Origin of the sequence: Micromonospora cathayae, assembly GCF_028993575.1 — a bacterium.
GTDB lineage: Bacteria > Actinomycetota > Actinomycetes > Mycobacteriales > Micromonosporaceae > Micromonospora > Micromonospora cathayae.
The window spans coordinates 335,333-350,544 of the sequence record NZ_CP118615.1 but is presented as its reverse complement, the minus strand read 5'-3'; the positions used below and the strand labels follow the sequence as shown (position 1 = coordinate 350,544).

Annotated in this window: 14 protein-coding genes; 11 read left to right on the top strand and 3 right to left on the bottom strand. The window is 73.6% G+C overall.

All coding sequences use genetic code 11. From position 1 onward, the window contains the following. Nucleotides 1-8 precede the first annotated feature (8 nt). Both PVK37_RS01580 and PVK37_RS01575 read left to right on the top strand, forming a co-directional pair. Nucleotides 9-995 carry an ABC transporter permease gene (locus tag PVK37_RS01580; RefSeq protein ID WP_275031882.1) on the top strand — a complete coding sequence of 329 codons (987 nt, stop codon included), beginning with the start codon at nt 9-11 and terminating at the stop codon, nt 993-995. Between the two features lie 47 nt (nt 996-1,042). Continuing rightward, complete coding sequence (locus PVK37_RS01575; RefSeq protein ID WP_275031881.1) at nt 1,043-2,779, top strand: ABC transporter substrate-binding protein; 1,737 nt, start codon at nt 1,043-1,045, stop codon at nt 2,777-2,779. An 83-nt stretch (nt 2,780-2,862) separates the two neighbouring features. On the opposite strand, the gene PVK37_RS01570 is transcribed toward PVK37_RS01575, so the two are convergent. Next, on the bottom strand, nt 2,863-5,001 hold the full coding sequence (locus PVK37_RS01570; protein ID WP_275031880.1) for a S9 family peptidase: 2,139 nt from the start codon (nt 4,999-5,001) through the stop codon (nt 2,863-2,865). A gap of 95 nt (nt 5,002-5,096) precedes the next feature. Here PVK37_RS01570 and mshB point away from each other — a divergent pair, with 95 nt between their 5' ends. The 3 genes from mshB to PVK37_RS01555 all read left to right on the top strand — a co-directional run bounded on the left by mshB (nt 5,097) and on the right by PVK37_RS01555 (nt 7,051). After that, a complete protein-coding gene (mshB, locus tag PVK37_RS01565) occupies nt 5,097-6,011 on the top strand; it encodes an N-acetyl-1-D-myo-inositol-2-amino-2-deoxy-alpha-D-glucopyranoside deacetylase (RefSeq protein WP_275031879.1) in 915 nt (304 codons plus the stop codon). Between the two features lie 17 nt (nt 6,012-6,028). After that, nucleotides 6,029-6,508 carry a hypothetical protein gene (locus PVK37_RS01560; protein WP_275031878.1) on the top strand — a complete coding sequence of 160 codons (480 nt, stop codon included), beginning with the start codon at nt 6,029-6,031 and terminating at the stop codon, nt 6,506-6,508. Nucleotides 6,509-6,586: 78 nt separating this feature from the next. Beyond that, on the top strand, nt 6,587-7,051 hold the full coding sequence (locus PVK37_RS01555) for a hypothetical protein (RefSeq protein WP_275031877.1): 465 nt from the start codon (nt 6,587-6,589) through the stop codon (nt 7,049-7,051). Between the two features lie 12 nt (nt 7,052-7,063). On the opposite strand, the gene PVK37_RS01550 is transcribed toward PVK37_RS01555, so the two are convergent. After that, nucleotides 7,064-8,026 (bottom strand): GNAT family N-acetyltransferase, encoded by a 963-nt coding sequence (locus PVK37_RS01550; protein WP_275031876.1) that lies wholly within the window; start codon nt 8,024-8,026, stop codon nt 7,064-7,066. Between the two features lie 79 nt (nt 8,027-8,105). On the opposite strand from PVK37_RS01550, the gene fdxA reads away from it, so the two are divergent. Both fdxA and dapC read left to right on the top strand, forming a co-directional pair. Beyond that, nucleotides 8,106-8,432, top strand: coding sequence for a ferredoxin (gene fdxA, locus PVK37_RS01545; protein WP_091422126.1), 327 nt, complete (start codon nt 8,106-8,108; stop codon nt 8,430-8,432). Next, on the top strand, nt 8,429-9,547 hold the full coding sequence (dapC, locus tag PVK37_RS01540) for a succinyldiaminopimelate transaminase (protein ID WP_275035325.1): 1,119 nt from the start codon (nt 8,429-8,431) through the stop codon (nt 9,545-9,547). The genes fdxA and dapC overlap by 4 nt, the downstream gene beginning before the upstream one ends. A 40-nt stretch (nt 9,548-9,587) precedes the next feature. On the opposite strand, the gene PVK37_RS01535 is transcribed toward dapC, so the two are convergent. Continuing rightward, on the bottom strand, nt 9,588-11,429 hold the full coding sequence (locus tag PVK37_RS01535; protein ID WP_275031875.1) for a M48 family metallopeptidase: 1,842 nt from the start codon (nt 11,427-11,429) through the stop codon (nt 9,588-9,590). 140 nt (nt 11,430-11,569) lie between these two features. Here PVK37_RS01535 and PVK37_RS01530 point away from each other — a divergent pair, with 140 nt between their 5' ends. The 4 genes from PVK37_RS01530 (at nt 11,570) to PVK37_RS01515 (ending at nt 15,192) form a co-directional block, all read left to right on the top strand. Continuing rightward, on the top strand, nt 11,570-12,541 hold the full coding sequence (locus tag PVK37_RS01530; RefSeq protein ID WP_275031874.1) for a DUF4034 domain-containing protein: 972 nt from the start codon (nt 11,570-11,572) through the stop codon (nt 12,539-12,541). Nucleotides 12,542-12,691: 150 nt separating this feature from the next. Further along, nucleotides 12,692-13,810, top strand: coding sequence for a prephenate dehydrogenase (locus PVK37_RS01525; protein ID WP_275031873.1), 1,119 nt, complete (start codon nt 12,692-12,694; stop codon nt 13,808-13,810). Nucleotides 13,811-13,819: 9 nt separating this feature from the next. Further along, nucleotides 13,820-14,467, top strand: a complete 648-nt coding sequence (locus tag PVK37_RS01520; protein WP_275031872.1) for an SIMPL domain-containing protein — start codon at nt 13,820-13,822, stop codon at nt 14,465-14,467. Beyond that, nucleotides 14,467-15,192, top strand: coding sequence for a nucleoside/nucleotide kinase family protein (locus tag PVK37_RS01515; RefSeq protein WP_275031871.1), 726 nt, complete (start codon nt 14,467-14,469; stop codon nt 15,190-15,192). The genes PVK37_RS01520 and PVK37_RS01515 overlap by 1 nt, the downstream gene beginning before the upstream one ends. Nucleotides 15,193-15,212: the final 20 nt, after the last annotated feature.

The following is a 15,212-nucleotide window of genomic DNA, read 5'->3' as shown; positions in this document are numbered from 1 at the left end:
CTGTCCCCATGACGCGATTCGTGGTACGTCGGCTGCTCAGCGCCGTGCTCACCCTGTTCGTGGTGAGCGTGCTCAGCTTCCTGATGTTCTTCGCCCTGCCCAAGGACCCGGTCAGCGGCATGTGCCCGAAGAACTGCAACGCCGAACGGCTGGAGCGGGTCCGCGAGGAACTGGGCCTGCGGGACCCGCTGGTCGAGCAGTACGCCAACTACATGACGGGCATCGTCACCGGCCGGGACCTGGGCAGCGCGCAGGGCGGCCACTGCGACGCGCCCTGTCTCGGCTGGTCGTACGTGAACAACGAGGCGGTCACCGACACCCTGGTCCGGGTGCTGCCGGTGACGTTGAGCATCGTGTTCCCGGCGGCGGTGCTGTGGCTGCTGGTCGGGGTCGGGCTGGGCATGGTCTCCGCGCTGCGCCGGGGCACCTGGCTGGACAAGGCGGCCATCGGCTTCTCGCTGACCGGGGCGTCGATGCAGCTGTACTTCGTCGGCGCGGTGCTGCTGCTGATCTTCACGTACCAGCTCCGGATCACCCCGGTGCCCGGCTACACGTCGATCCTCGACGACCCGGTGAAGTGGGCCAGCGGGCTGGTGCTGGCCTGGGTGTCGCTGGCGTTCCTGTTCTCCGCGATCTACGCCCGGCTGTCCCGGGCGCAGATGCTGGAGACGCTGTCCGAGGACTTCGTGCGTACCGCGCGGGCCAAGGGCCTGGCGAAACGCACCGTGTACGGGCGGCACGCGCTGCGCGCCGCGATCACCCCGGTGGTCACCATCGCCGGCCTGGACGTGGGCAGCGCGCTCGGCGGCACGGTGATCACCGAGACCACCTTCGGCATCCAGGGGCTGGGGCGGACCGCCATCGACGCGGTACGCGCCGGGGACCTGCCGACGATCATGGCGACCGTACTGATCTCGGCGGTGTTCATCGTGGTCGCGAACATCGTCGTCGACCTGCTCTACGCCGCCATCGATCCCCGGGTGCGGCTGCGCTGAGCACCACCGGTTTGTCACATGTCACATCATCAGGGAGGAGGCGCGGGATGCGCCTGAAGAGGGCAGCCGCCGCCGGCGGAGCGCTCGCACTGCTCGCGGCGCTGGGCGCGTGCAGCGAGAACAAGGGCACCGACACGACCACCGACGTCGACCGGGTACAGAGCGGATCGATCGCCACCGACCCGAAGGAGTCGATGGGACCGGCCGCCGAGGTGCCCGGCGCGGCGAAGGGCGGCACCTTCCGGGTGCTCCGGGAGACCAAGATCTCGCACCTGGACCCGCAGCGGGTCTACTCGTTCGCCGGGCTGATGAACGCGCCGCTCTACAGCCGGTCCCTGACCACCTTCAAGGACGACGGCTCCGGGAAGGTCACCCTGGTCGGCGACCTGGCGACCACCCCCGGCAAGGACGTGAACTCCGACTGCAAGGTCTGGGAGTTCACCGTCAAGGACGGGGTGAAGTTCGAGGACGGCAGCCCGATCACCGCCAAGGAGATCGCCTACGGCATCGCCCGCTCCTTCGACCCCGACCTGACCGGCGGCCCCACCTACCTCCAGGAGTGGCTCGCCGACACCCCGCAGTACGACACCAAGTGGGACTTCAAGACCAACAAGACCTCGCTCCCGCCCGGCCTGACCACCCCGGACGACAAGACGCTGCGCTTCGAGTTCGCCAAGCCGCACTGCGACCTGCCGTTCGCCGCCTCGCTGCCGTACACCGCGCCGCTGAAGCCGGAGAAGGACACCGGGGTCAACCTGGACAACCAGCCGTTCTCCTCCGGACCGTACAAGATCACCAAGAACAACGCCGGTGTCGAGCTGGTGATGGAACGCAACGAGCACTGGGACCCGAACACCGACCCGGTGCGGCACGCGTACCCGGACCGGATCGTCTGGAACTTCGGCCCGGACCCGGAGGCGGGCGCCAACCGGGTGATCGCCGACAACGGCGACGACCAGGCCGCGCTGGCCTGGAACGGGGTCCCCTCCGCGCTGGTCGCCCGGGTCACCGGGGACGCCGGCCTCAAGCCGCGCTCGGTGCAGGGCCCCACCCCGAGCCTCTGGCGGCTGACCATCAACACCAGCCGGGTCACCGACCTGGCGGTACGTCAGGCGCTCAACTACGCCATCGACCGGGACGGCTTCGTCAAGGCGTACGGCGGTGAGGCGTCCGCCCGCCCGGTCACCAGCCTGCTGCCGCCGTCGACCATCGGCTTCCAGAAGCACGACGTCTACCCGGCCGGGCCGAACGGCAACGTCGAGAAGGCCAAGGAACTGCTCGCCGGCAAGACCCCCGAACTGGTCCTCGGCATCAGCGACGACTCCACCGAACTCGCCACCCAGCTCAAGGGCAACCTGGAGAAGGCCGGCTTCAAGATCACGGTGAAGACCATCCCGGCCGACGCCAAGCTCGACGAGGTCGGCAAGAAGGGCAACCCCTGGGACCTGTACACCGACCAGTGGGCCGCCGACTGGCCCAGCGGCGCGGCGATCCTGCCGGTGCTCTTCGACGGCCGCACCATCAAGGCTGAGAACAACAGCAACACCTCGTACGTCAACAGCGACGCCATCAACGCCGAGTTCGACCGGGTGCTCGCGCTGCCCGTCGCCGAGCAGGGCGCGGAGTGGGCCAAGCTCGACGAGCGGATCATGAAGGAGCTGGCCCCGGCCGTGCCGCTGTTCGTGGAGAACGGCTACTACCTGCACGGCTCCAAGGTCGGCGGGATCTTCATCTCCAGCATCTTCGGCTACCCGTCGTTCGTGAACGTGCACGTCAAGCAGTAGGCGTACGTACCGGGGTCCCCCGCGTCGACGGGGGACCCCGGCTCACAGCCGGATCGGGCTCCCCGCCGGATCGGGCTCCGGGCTCACAGCCAGATCTGGAGGAAGTCCAGCTCCAGGCGGAGCAGCCGCTCGGCGGTACCGCCGGCCGCCAGGTGCGTCGCCCCGGTCAACGGCAGCACCGAATGCGGCCTACCGGACGCCAGCAGCGCCGCCGACAACCGCAGCGTGTGCGCGGCCACCACGTTGTCGTCGGCCAGCCCGTGCACCAGCAGCAACGGCCGCCGGTCGTCCTCACCGGCCGGCGGCTCGGCGGCCAGCTCGACCAGGCTGTGGTGGTCGTAGACGTCCGTCCCCTCGTCCGGCAGACCCAGGTAACGCTCGGTGTACGCGGTGTCGTACAGGTTCCAGTCGGTCACCGGGGCACCCGCGATGCCGCACCGGAACCGCTCCGGGTGCCGCAGCACCGCCAACGCGGCCAGCCAGCCCCCGAACGACCAGCCGCGCACCGCCACCCGGCCGGTGTCCAGGTCGGGATGCTTCTCGGCGAGGGCGTCCAGCGCGTCGAGCTGGTCGGTCAGCACCACGTCGGCCATCCGCCGGTGGATCGCCTTCTCGAACGACGGGGCCACCCCCGGGGTGCCCCGGTTGTCCACGGTCACCACCGCGAACCCGGCGTCGGCCCACCACTGCCGCTCCAGCCAGGCCGCCCGCGCCGCCACCACCTCCTGGTGACCGGGGCCGCCGTACACGTCCAGCAGCACCGGCAACCGCCGCCCGGCGACGTGGTTGCCCGGGTACAGCACCGCCGCCGGCAGCCGCCGGTCGGTCACCCGCTCCAGCACCGGCCGGGGCGCGTACGGCGGGGTCGCCGCATGCGACCGCAGCGTCGCGACCTCCTCGTCGCCCCGGCGCACCGACCAGCGCACCCCCGGATGGTCCAGCGAGGCGTACCCGACGACCAGCACGTCCCCGCCCACCGCTGCGGTGTGCCAACCGGCGTCCGAGGTGATCCGCCGTACGTCCACCCCGCCGCCGATCACCGTCCGGATCCGGAACAGGTGCCGCTGGCTCGGCTCGCCGTCGCTGCCCTCCACCACCAGGTCCGCCGGGCCGGTGCCGGCCGGCAGCCGCCCCACCACCCGACGCACGTACAGCGAGGGCGGGGTGAGCAGGGTGCCGTCGGCGAACAGGCACCGCGCGTCGTACCCGTCGTGGGCCAGCTCCCCGCCGACCAGCACCCGCCCGTCCGGCAGGTGCGCCGGGGTGCCCGGGATCGGGTCCACCCAGCGCGGGTCGGCCAGCTCGGCGTGCACCTGGGTCTCCCCGGTACGCGGGTCCACCGCCAGCACCAGGCCGTGCTGCTGCGACCGGCGCAGCACGGTGATCAGCGGGCCGCCCTCCGCCCAGTCCACCGAGACCAGGTACGGGTAGGTCTCCCGGTCCCAGTGCACGTCCACCCAGCCGCCGTCGAGGTCGAGCAGGTGCAGGGTGACCTCGGCGTTCGGCCCGCCGGCCGCCGGGTACGCGACGCTGTCCGGCGGGCTGGTCGGGTCGGCCGGGTCATGCAGGTGCCAGCGCGGCAGCCGGGACTCGTCGACCCGGGCGGCCAGGATCGACCGGCCGTCCGGCGCCCACCAGTAGCCCCGGAACCGGTCGAACTCCTCGGCCGCGACGTGCTCGGCCAGCCCCCAGGTGACCCCGGAGTCCTCCCCGGCCAGCAGCAGGTCCGTCCCGTCCGGCTCGATCACCCGCAGCTCGCCCCGGCGGGTGTGCTCACCGGCGTCCGTCACGTACGCCAGCCGCTGCCCGGTCGGGTCCGGCCGGGGATCGATCGCCGGGCCGGCGGTGGTCACCTCGACCACGTCGCCGTCGACCAGGTCGGCCCGGAACAACCGGCCGGCCAGCGGAAACGCCGCCACCCGGGCGGCCGGGTCGGTCGCGTACGAGCCGATGCCCCCGGCGCTCAGCCGCAGCCGTTCGCGCAGCACCCGCTCGGCCGCCGGCAGCCCGGCGTCCGGGTCGTCGCCGAGCAGCGTCGCCGCGTCGGCGACCAGCCGTTCCTCGCCGGTGGCCAGGTCGAGCAGCCAGAGCGCGTCGGCCGGGTCCTGCGGACCGTCCGAACGCAGGAACACCACCCGGGATCCGTCGTCGGCCACGGTGACGGCGCGCGGCGCCCCGTGGCTGAACCGACGGGTACGGGCGGCCAGCTCGGGATAGTCCACACGCCAGATCGTAGAGCCGTACCGGGGGTGATGTGGCCGACCTGAGCGGACGCGTCGGATCCGACGGCCCCGGCCGCGACGGATAGAGTGACCGCGTGACGACGCTGCCCGACCGACGGCTCCTGCTGGTCCACGCCCACCCTGACGACGAGTCGATCGGCACCGGGTCGACGATGGCGCACTACGCCGCGACCGGTGCCCACGTCACCCTGGTGACCTGCACGCTGGGCGAGGAGGGTGAGATCCACGTGCCGGCGTTCGCCCAGCTCGCCGCCGCCGAGGCCGACCAGCTCGGCGGGTACCGGATCGCCGAGCTGGCCGCCGCCTGCGCCGCCCTCGGCGTCACCGACCACCGGTTCCTCGGCGGCGCGGGCCGCTACCGCGACTCCGGCATGATGGGCCTGGCCACCAACGAACACCCCCGGGCCTTCTGGCAGGCCGACCTCGACGAGGCCGCCGGGCACCTGCTGGAGATCATGCGCGAGGTACGCCCCCAGGTGCTGGTCACGTACGACGAGAACGGCTTCTACGGCCACCCGGACCACATCCAGGCGCACCGGGTGGCGATGCGTGCCGTGGAACTGGCCCGGGCCGAGGGCTTCGCGCCCGCCAAGGTCTACTGGACGGCGATGCCGCTGAGCGTGCTGGAAGCCGGCATGACCCACTTCGCCGGCTCGTCGGACAACCCCTTCGCCGAGCTCACCGACGTCTCCGAGCTGCCCTTCGGCACCCCCGACGCGGAGATCGCCGCCCGGATCGACGCCACCGACCAGCACGTGGCCAAGGAGGCCGCGATGCGCGCGCACGCCACCCAGATCCCGGACAACTCGTGGCTGTACTCGATCGCCGGCAACTTCGGCAACGAGTTCATGGGCGTGGAGTACTACACCCTCGCGGTCGGCGAGAAGGGGCCCGGCAGCGGCCCGTACGGCTGGGAGGACGACCTCTTCGCCGGGCTCGACCCCACCGCGTCGGAGCCCGCGTCGGCCGGGTCGGCCGGGCTGCGGTGACCCTGCCCGCCGCGCCGATGTCGGTAGCCCCGCCGCAGGCCGACCCGCCACCGTCGCCGGGGCGGTTGGTCCGGCTGCTCGATCTCGCGCTGCGGGTGGCCGGGGGCGCGATCGCCGTGTTCGGTGGCGTGCTGACCGCCGTCCTGGAGCTGGTGCTCGCCGGGCTCCGGGTGGGTGGGCAGCTGATCGGGGTGTCGGTGCTGGTGGCGATCGTGGCGAACGTGGCGTTGAGCTGGTTCGCGCACGCCGCCGTGGGGCGACGCTGGGCGGTGGTGCTGCCCGCGCTGCCCTGGTTCGCCATGATGGTCGTCGCGGCGGGCCGGACGGACGAGGGTGACCTGCTGCTGGTCGGCGACAACTGGGTCGGGCTGGCGATGATCGTGGCCGGCGCGATGACCTTCGCGGTGATGGGTTTCCGCCTGATCATCGCCCCGGTGCCGCCACCGGCCCCGGTGACCCGGCCCGACGACGACACCGGGTCCCGGCCGGGCGGGTGACGCCGGCCCGGACCGGGTGGTAGATATTCCTGCCAGGAGGCCCGCCGTCGGGGCGGGCGGTACGGCGGGAGGCATGCGATGCGGGACCAGTGGCGGTCCATCGGTGTGCTGGCGGGCGCGTTGTTCGCGGTCAACGTGGTCGCTCGGCTGGTGACCCGGTTCGCCTTCGACGACGATGAGGCCGCCTTCGGTCGGGTCTCGTTGATCATGTTCCTGGTGATCGGGCTGATCCTGGCGGTGGTGGTGTTCACCTGGTCCCGGCGTGCCCCGGTGGCCCGGTGGGGTGCCGACATCGCCGCCGCGGTGGGCGTCGCGCTGCTGCTGACCGTCCTGGTCGGGCCGCTGCTGGTCGGCGACAACCCGTTCGGCGGCGGGGCGGGCACGTTCTTCGGCCAGCTCGGGCTCTACCTGCTGGCGACCGCCGCCGGCATCCTGGTCGGGTACCTGATCGCCACCGCCCTCGGCCTGGATTACCGCTCCCAGCAGCTCAAGCGGTACGCCGAGGTGAAGACCACCAAACCCCGCCGGGTGGTCCGCCGCTGACGGCAGGCGGCGTCAGCCCGGGGCGACCCGGGTGAGGTACGTGTGGTGGGTGGTGAAGCCGAGCCCCCGGTAGAGGGTGACGGCGGGCGTGTTGCGCTGCTCCACCTGGAGGAACGCGTCGGTGGCCCCGGATTCCGCCGCCCACTCGGCGAGGGCGCGGATCACCGTCCGGGCCAGGCCGCGCCGCTGCGCCGACGGCACCACCTCGATCAGGCTCAGCCCGAGCCAGCGTCCCTGCCCGGTGACGGTGCCCCGGCCCACCGCGACCAGCGTGCCGTCCACGTACACCCCGGCGAAGCGGAGCTGGTCCACGGCGGTGAGCACGTGCCGGGCGGAGTCGGGCAGGCCGCCCTTGCGCCCGGCGGCGATGGTCAGCCACTCCGGCGACGGGGCGGTGGTCAGCTCGGCTCCGGGGGCCGCCGGGTCGGGTGGCGGCCCGGCGGCGCGCAGCTTCGCCAACGGCACGGTCTGCACCAGCACCAGCGGCCGGGCGCTCCAGCCCCGGGCGTCCAGCTCGGCCCCGACCGGAGTGGCCAGCGGCAACGGCGTGTTGATCATCGCCGGCTGGCCCCGGTCGGCGTACCAGCGCTCGACGGCGTCCACGGCGGCCGGCAGCGGACGGTCCGGGTCGCCCACCGGCAGCGCCGAGTTCGCCCGCCCGGTCCAGCCGTCGGCCGCACGCAGCAGCCAGTCGCCGAGCCGCCCGCGTACCGGTGCCGGCCAGGCCGCGTCGGCGGCGTGTTCCAGGGCGACCATGGCGGCGGCGGTCGGCCGGCTCGCCGGCGGGACCCGCTTGGCCCGGTGCACCTCGGCCCGGGGCACCTGGAGCCGTCCACGGTCGGTGGCGAGAGTGATGTGGGTCTCGCTCAGCTCGACCAACTCGCCCAGAGCGTCGGAGAACAGCGGGCGGCCCTCACGAATCCCCACAATCCGCCGGACCACGATCCGATGTCCCACATCCTGCTGTCGGAGCACGATCGACCCCCTCCCCGGCGAGATACTAGGCTCTTACCGTCGCGGAGGATCGCGACGCGTCTTGCGGAGGAGATGACCGGTGACCTACATCATCGCCGAGCCGTGCGTGGATGTGCTCGACAAGGCATGCATCGAGGAGTGCCCGGTCGACTGCATCTACGAGGGCAATCGGATGCTCTACATCCACCCCGACGAGTGCGTCGACTGCGGTGCCTGTGAGCCGGTCTGCCCGGTGGAGGCGATCTTCTACGAGGACGACGTGCCGGAGCAGTGGAAGGACTACACCGGGGCGAACTACGAGTTCTTCGAGGAGCTCGGCTCGCCGGGTGGTGCCTCGAAGATCGGCAAGGTGGAGAAGGACGCCACCTTCGTGGCCGCCCAGCCACCACGCGGAGAGGGCCACTGAACCGGCCCACGCCGGTCTCGTCGCGGCTACCCGAGTTCACCTGGGACACCCTGGACGCCGCGGCCACCCTGGCCGCGGCGCACCCGGACGGGTTGATCAACCTGTCCATGGGTACCCCGGTCGACCCGGTGCCCCCGGTGATCCGGCGGGCCCTGGCCGACGCGTCCGACGCGCCCGGCTACCCGCTGACCGCCGGCACCCCGGCCCTACGGGCCGCGATCACCGACTGGGTGGCGCGTACCTGCCGGACCGGCGCCGGCGGGTACGGCGTGCTGCCCACGATCGGCTCCAAGGAGCTGGTCGCCTGGCTGCCCACCCTGCTCGGCATCGGCCCGGGTGACGTGGTCGTCGTGCCGTCCGTCTGCTACCCCACCTATTCCGACGGGGTGCGGCTGGTCGGGGCCACCGAGGTACGCACCGACTCGCTGACCGCGGTCGGGCCGACCTCCCGGGTCCGCCTGGTCTGGATCAACTCGCCGGCGAACCCGACCGGCCGGGTGCTGCCCGCCGCCCACCTGCGCAAGGTGGTCGACTGGGCCCGCGAGCGGGGTGCCGTGGTCGCCAGCGACGAGTGCTACCTGCCGCTGGGCTGGTCCACCGACACCGAACCGGTGTCGGTGCTGTCGCCCGAGGTCTGCGGCGGCTCGTACGACGGGGTGCTCGCGGTGCACTCGCTCTCCAAGCGCTCCAACCTGGCCGGGTATCGTGCCGGGCTGGTCGCCGGGGATCCGGCCCTGGTCGCCGAGCTGCTCAAGCTGCGCAAACACGCCGGCATGATCGTCCCGGCCCCGGTACAGGCGGCGATGGTCGCCGCGCTGACCGACGACCGGCACGCCGACGAGCAGCGGGAACGCTACCGGGCCCGGCGGGAGAAGCTGCTCGCCGCGTTCACCGCCGCCGGGTTCACCGTCGACCACTCCGAGGCGGGCCTCTACCTGTGGCTGACCCGGGACGGCGAGGAGTGCTGGCGGACCGTGGACTGGCTGGCCCGTCGGGGCATCCTGGCCGCCGCCGGCGCGCTCTACGGTCCGGGTGGCAGCCACCACGTCCGGGTGGCGCTCACCGCCTCCGACGAGCAGGTCGCCGCGGTACCCGCCCGGCTCGCCCAGCCGTAGGGGGCCTTCCGCCCCGGGTGGCGGAAGGCCCCCTCCCGGCTCACTCGTCGATCGAACGCAGCACGGCGAGCAGGTTGTCCCGGCTGTGCTTCTCCAGCAGCTCGCTGCCGTAGAGCTCCTGGACGGCGACGGTACGGCCGTCGTGCAGGGTCAGCTCGGCCTTCAACGGCACCTGCCGGCGGACCGTCGCCGCGACGATCTCCTCGTACGGCAGGAAGGTGTGCGCGGCGGCGATCTGCTCCACCGGGGCCGACCCGACCAGCTTGCGCAGCCGCTTCTGCCCGTTGCCGGCGCGGCCCGGCTTGCCGACCAGCACCAGCCCCCGGTCCAGGATCAGCACGTCGTGCTGCACCCCGTCGACCTTCACGTTGGCGATCGCGCCGACCAGGTCGGCGTCGCGGGCGGTGACCCGGGACTGCACCACGGTGACCCGCCCCGGGTCGACGCCGAACGCGCTGAGCCGGGCCAGCGCCTCGTCCAGGGTCTGCGGGGCGACGGCCAGCTTGGCGGTCTCCGCGAGATCCACCGGCTCACCGGCCGGGCCGACCAGCCGGGCCGGACCGCTCCACGAGTGCTCCCACCGGGCCGCCCCGGCCCGGACCACGGCGTTCTCGAACAGGATCTCCATCGGCTCGGCGAACCGCAGCGCGGCCTCCCGGCGGGTGGCGTCGGTGAAGAACCGCTCGGCGAACTCACCCAGCCGGTTCGACCGGACCAGGTCCAGCACGGTCGCCAGGGACGGCTCCGGGGTGCCGGCGAACCGGCCGGCGGCCCGGAAGATCCGGTCGGCCTGCCGCTGCACCATGGCGGCCACCGCCGCCGCGGTGAACTCCGGCCAGGGCAGCCGCTGCCGCCGGCCGTGCTCGACGACGATCTGCTGGAGCTGCCGGCCCGCGCCCGCGGGATCGGCGAGCAGGTGCGCGGCCGGTCGCGGGTCCGGGTCGACGGTGCCGGCCGGGGCGTCCCGCATCGCGGCGATCCGCACGCCGATCGGCGGGTGGGTGTCCCAGGGGGACCGCTCCTCGTCCGGCGGGGCCTCGCGCAGCGCGACGAGTTCCTGCTCCCGGGCGGCGCAGAACTCGGCGAAGCCGCCGAACAGGTCGTCCGGGGCGAGGTCGGCGCTCCAGCCCGGCTCGACGTACCGGCGCATGTAGAAACCCCACGCCGCGTCCAGCGCGGGCAGCGCCCGCAACGCGGAGGCCGCCGCCTCCGGGCCGGCCAGCAGCACCGACGAGCGGTCCGCCTCCAGCTCCTGGCGGCGTGACGCGGCGTTGTCCACCCGCAGGTAGAGCTTGGCGTACGCGGTGAAGACCCAGCCGATCGGGTTGCGTCCGCTGATCCGGCCGACGGTGCCGAGGATGGCCAGCCGCCCCCGGTACGCCACCCCGCCCAGCCGGGTGTGCTGCCCGGAGTAGTGGCCCAGCTCGTGCGCGAGCACCGAGCGGATCTGGTCGGTCCGCATGGTCTGGAGCAGCGGAAGTCCGACGTAGAGGATGCGCCGGCCGGGCAGCAGGCCGAGCAGCTTGGCGTCCTCGGCGACGGCGGCGTTGACGCCCGGCACGATCCGGATCTCGTCGGGCGGGCGGGTACCGACGGCGGCGGCCAGCTCCCGGACGGCGGCCCACAGCTGCGGTGCCTCCCGGTCACCGACGGTCAGCCCCGGCTCGGGTTCGTTCCGGGTGCGGACGGCCCGCCACAGCGCGACCACCACCGCGCCCAGCGCGACCAGCAGCGGGAGGGTCAACTTGGCGGTGACGAGGCCGTTGGAGACGCCCAGCAGCCACCAGCCGAACGCGCCGACGGCGGCCAGTTGGAGCAGCGCGACGACGTAGAAGCCGATCAACATGAGCACCGAGGCGAGCGCCCGGTACGTCGCGGACATGTGGAGTTCCTTCCCCCGTGGCCCGCCCGAACGGCGAGCGGCGCAGGGACGGTACGACGTGGATCTTCGTACGACAACCCTCTTCCGGTCCGATCGACCGGACCCTACGATCGGCGCTCGACACGGGGGAGGTACCGGACATGTGGCCGTTCCGACGGGCCCGGAAGCACGACGACGTCCCGACGCTGCGGGTCGACCCGGCGATGGGTGAGCCGACCGCACGGGAGCTGATCACGGCGCTGGAGCGGCGGGACTGGCGGACCGCCCGGGACCTGCTCACCCCGGTCACCGACCCGGACGACCACGCGTTCCACGTCTCGGTCGCCGCCGACGTGCCGGGCGTGCAGGAGTGGATCCGGGAGTGGGTCGAGGCGGAACCCCGCTCGACGCTCCCGCTGCTGGTGCAGGGGGCGCACGCGGTCTACTGGGCGTGGGAGGCCCGGGGCGCGCAGGCCGCCTCCCGGACCAGCCAGGAGCAGTTCCGGGAGTTCTGGCGACGGTTGAAGTTCGCCGAGAACTGCCTGGACGAGGTGGCCGCCCGGGACCCGGACGACACCACCGCCCGCGCCTTCCTGGTCACCTCCGCGCGGGGCCGGCAGGTGGACCGGGCCGAGGCCGACCGCCGGTTCGGCGAGGTGGTCGAGCGGCACCCGGGGCACCGGATCGCGCACGAGCAGATGCTCCAGTACCGCTGCGCGAAGTGGTCCGGCAGCCACGAGGAGGCGCTGGAGTTCGCCCGCACCGCATCGGCCGGGGCACCGGCCGGTACGCCGTTGGGACAGCTCGTGTCAGCCGCGCACCTGGAGGTGTGGCTCCGGCTCCCGGCCGGCGAGGACGACGAGTACCTGCGCTCCGACGAGGTGGTGGCCGAGCTGAACGCCGCCGCCGACCACTCCGTCCGGCACCCGGACCACCGTCCCCGGCCGGGTTGGCCGACCCTGCACAACTCGTTCGCCATGGCCTTCACGTTGGCCGGGGACCACGACTCGGCGGCCGGGCAGTTCGCGGTGATCGGTGACAGGGTCACCAACTGGCCCTGGCAGTACCTGTCCGGCGGAACCGTCACCGCCTTCACCAGATGGCGGCGGGTGGTCACCGAGCACACCGACTGATCCGGGTCGGTGGTGGTGGGTCGGGGCCGGCGGGTCCCGGTGGCCGGACTCCGCACGTCACCGGTCGGTACGCCGTCGGCCGGGGCGATATCCTCGGCGCCGAACGGGGTCAGCCTCGACCCGCACCGAGCGGAACGCCGAGGTGGGCAGATGGTGGCAAGCTCTGGTACGCGGGTCCGGGCGGCGGTGGTCGGCACCGGCCTGATCGGTGGCTCGATCCTGCTCCGGCTGCACCGGGCCGGCCTCGACGTGACCGGCTGGGACCCGGATCCGGCGACCCGCCTGGCGGCCCGCGACGCCGGGGTGCCCGCTCCGGACGAGCTGACCGCAGCGGTCGCCGGCCGGTACGTGGTGTTCCTCTGCGGGCCGCTGCCCACCCTGCCGGAGACCCTGCTGACCGTCGCGGCGGCGACCGGCGGGGAGTGCGTCCTCACCGACGTGGGGAGCACCAAGGGCGGGCTGGCCGCGTTCGCCGCCGCCCACGGGCTGACCCACCGTTTCGTACCCGGGCACCCGATGGCCGGCACCGACCGGGCCGGGCTCGGCGCTGCCGAACCTGATCTCCTCACCGGGGCGGCCTGGGTGCTCTGCCCCTCGGCGGGCCCCGGCCTGCCCGCGTTCCGGTGGCTGACCGGGCTGCTCGGCGAGGTGTTCCAGGCCCGGGTGGTGCCGATGGCGGCGGACCGGCACGACGCGGTGGCCGCGCTCGCCTCGCACGTGCCGCACCTGCTGGCCGGGGCCCTGGCCGGGGCGGTGGACCGGTCCGCGCTGCGCGACGCGGTGCTGGCGCTGGCCGCCGGGAGTTTCCGGGACGGTACCCGGGTGGCGGGCACCCCGCCGGAGCGGACCGCGAACATGCTGCTCGGCAACCGGGAGCACGTGCTGCGGGAACTGGCCGGCGTCCGGTCCTTCCTGGACGAGCTGGCCGGCGCGCTGGCCGACGCCGACGCCGGGGCGCTCACCGCCGGCTACCGGGACGCCCGCGCCACCCGGACCGCCCTGACCGGCCGGGCCTTCACCGAGATCCACCGCAGCTTCCCGGCCGACACCGGCAGCGACCACGGCGACGGTGGCGATCACGGGACCGGCGGCGATCACGGTGACGGTGGTCGGGACGGCGGTGGTCCGGGCGCCGACGGTGGTCGGGAGGAACTCGACTTCCTGCTCGGGATCGGCGCGGCCGGCGGTCATCTCAGCCGGTGCCGGATCAGCGGGACGGCGGTCGAGTACACCGCGCACAAGCCGGCGGGGGAGATGGAGCGCGGCTAGGGTGAGCACATGGTGGACGGACCGGTGGTGGCGGTACGCGGCGAGGCGTACCGGGAGGTGGCTCCCGAGATCGCCCGCTTCGCGGTGACCGCGATGGCCCGCGACAAGGACCGCGAGGCGACGCTGACCAGGCTGGCCGAGCGGGCCGCCGCGATCCGGGTGCTGCTCGACGGGTACGGCCCGGCGGTGGACCGTCGGGAGAGCGGTGAGCTGCGGGTCCGTCCCGAGTTGAAGCGGTCCGGCGAGCGGGTCGTGGCGTACCACGGCAGCGTCACCACCACGGTCACCGTCACCGACTTCACGGTGCTCGGTGAGCTGATGCTCCGCCTGGCCGACCAGGACCAGGTCGCCGTCGCCGGCCCCTGGTGGTCCCTGCGTCCGGACAGCCCGGTGCACCGGGAGGCCCGGCAGGCCGCCATCGCGGAGGCGATCCAGCGGGCCCGGGAGTACGCCGAGGCGCTGGGTGCCCGGGTGACCGCTCTGCTCGAACTCTCCGACACCGGGCTGGCCGCCCAGCCGATGACGTTCCGGGCGGCCGGTTACGCCGGCAGGGGCGGGGGCGGTGCGGCTCCGGAGATCGACCTCGACCCGCAGCAGCAGACCGTGCAGGCCGCCGTCGAGGCCCGGTTCGCGATCAGCGAGCCGGTCCTGGACTGATGGCCGACGCCCCGCCGCCCGGTCCGGTGCCGCCAGCCGGTCCGGTGCCGCCCGGTGACCCGGCGTCGTCGGGCGGTCCGGTGCCGGCCCGGGAGTGCACGGTCGGGGAGCTGGTGGCGCGGGCCCGGGAGCTGGCCGCCGCCGGCCCACGCCAGCTGCTCGGCATCGCCGGCGCGCCGGGGGCCGGCAAGTCCACGCTCGCCGAGCGGATCGTGGCCGAGGTCGGCGAGACCGCCCGGCTGGTGCCGATGGACGGCTTCCACCTGGCCCAGGCCGAGCTGCTCCGGCAGGGCCGGGCCGACCGCAAGGGCGCGGTGGACACCTTCGACGCGTACGGCTACGTGTCCCTGCTGCGTCGGTTGCACCGGCTGGAACCGACCGCCGTGTACGCTCCCGCCTTCCACCGGGACATCGAGGAGCCGGTGGCCGGGTCGATCGCGGTGCCGCCCTGGGTCACGCTGGTGGTGACCGAGGGCAACTACCTCCTCCTCCCCGACGACCCGTGGGACGAGGTCCGCACCCTGCTGCACGACGCCTGGTTCCTCGACCTCGACGTCGAGCTGCGGCTGCGCCGGCTCACCGCCCGGCACGAGGCGTACGGGCGGTCGCCGGCCGAGGCCCGCCGCTGGGCGTACGGCTCGGACGAGGCCAACGCGGCGCTGGTGGCCGGTACCGCCGCACGCGCCGACCTGGTGGTCCGCCTGACCGACCCGACCCAGGTCTGACGGCCCGGCCGACCCGGTCC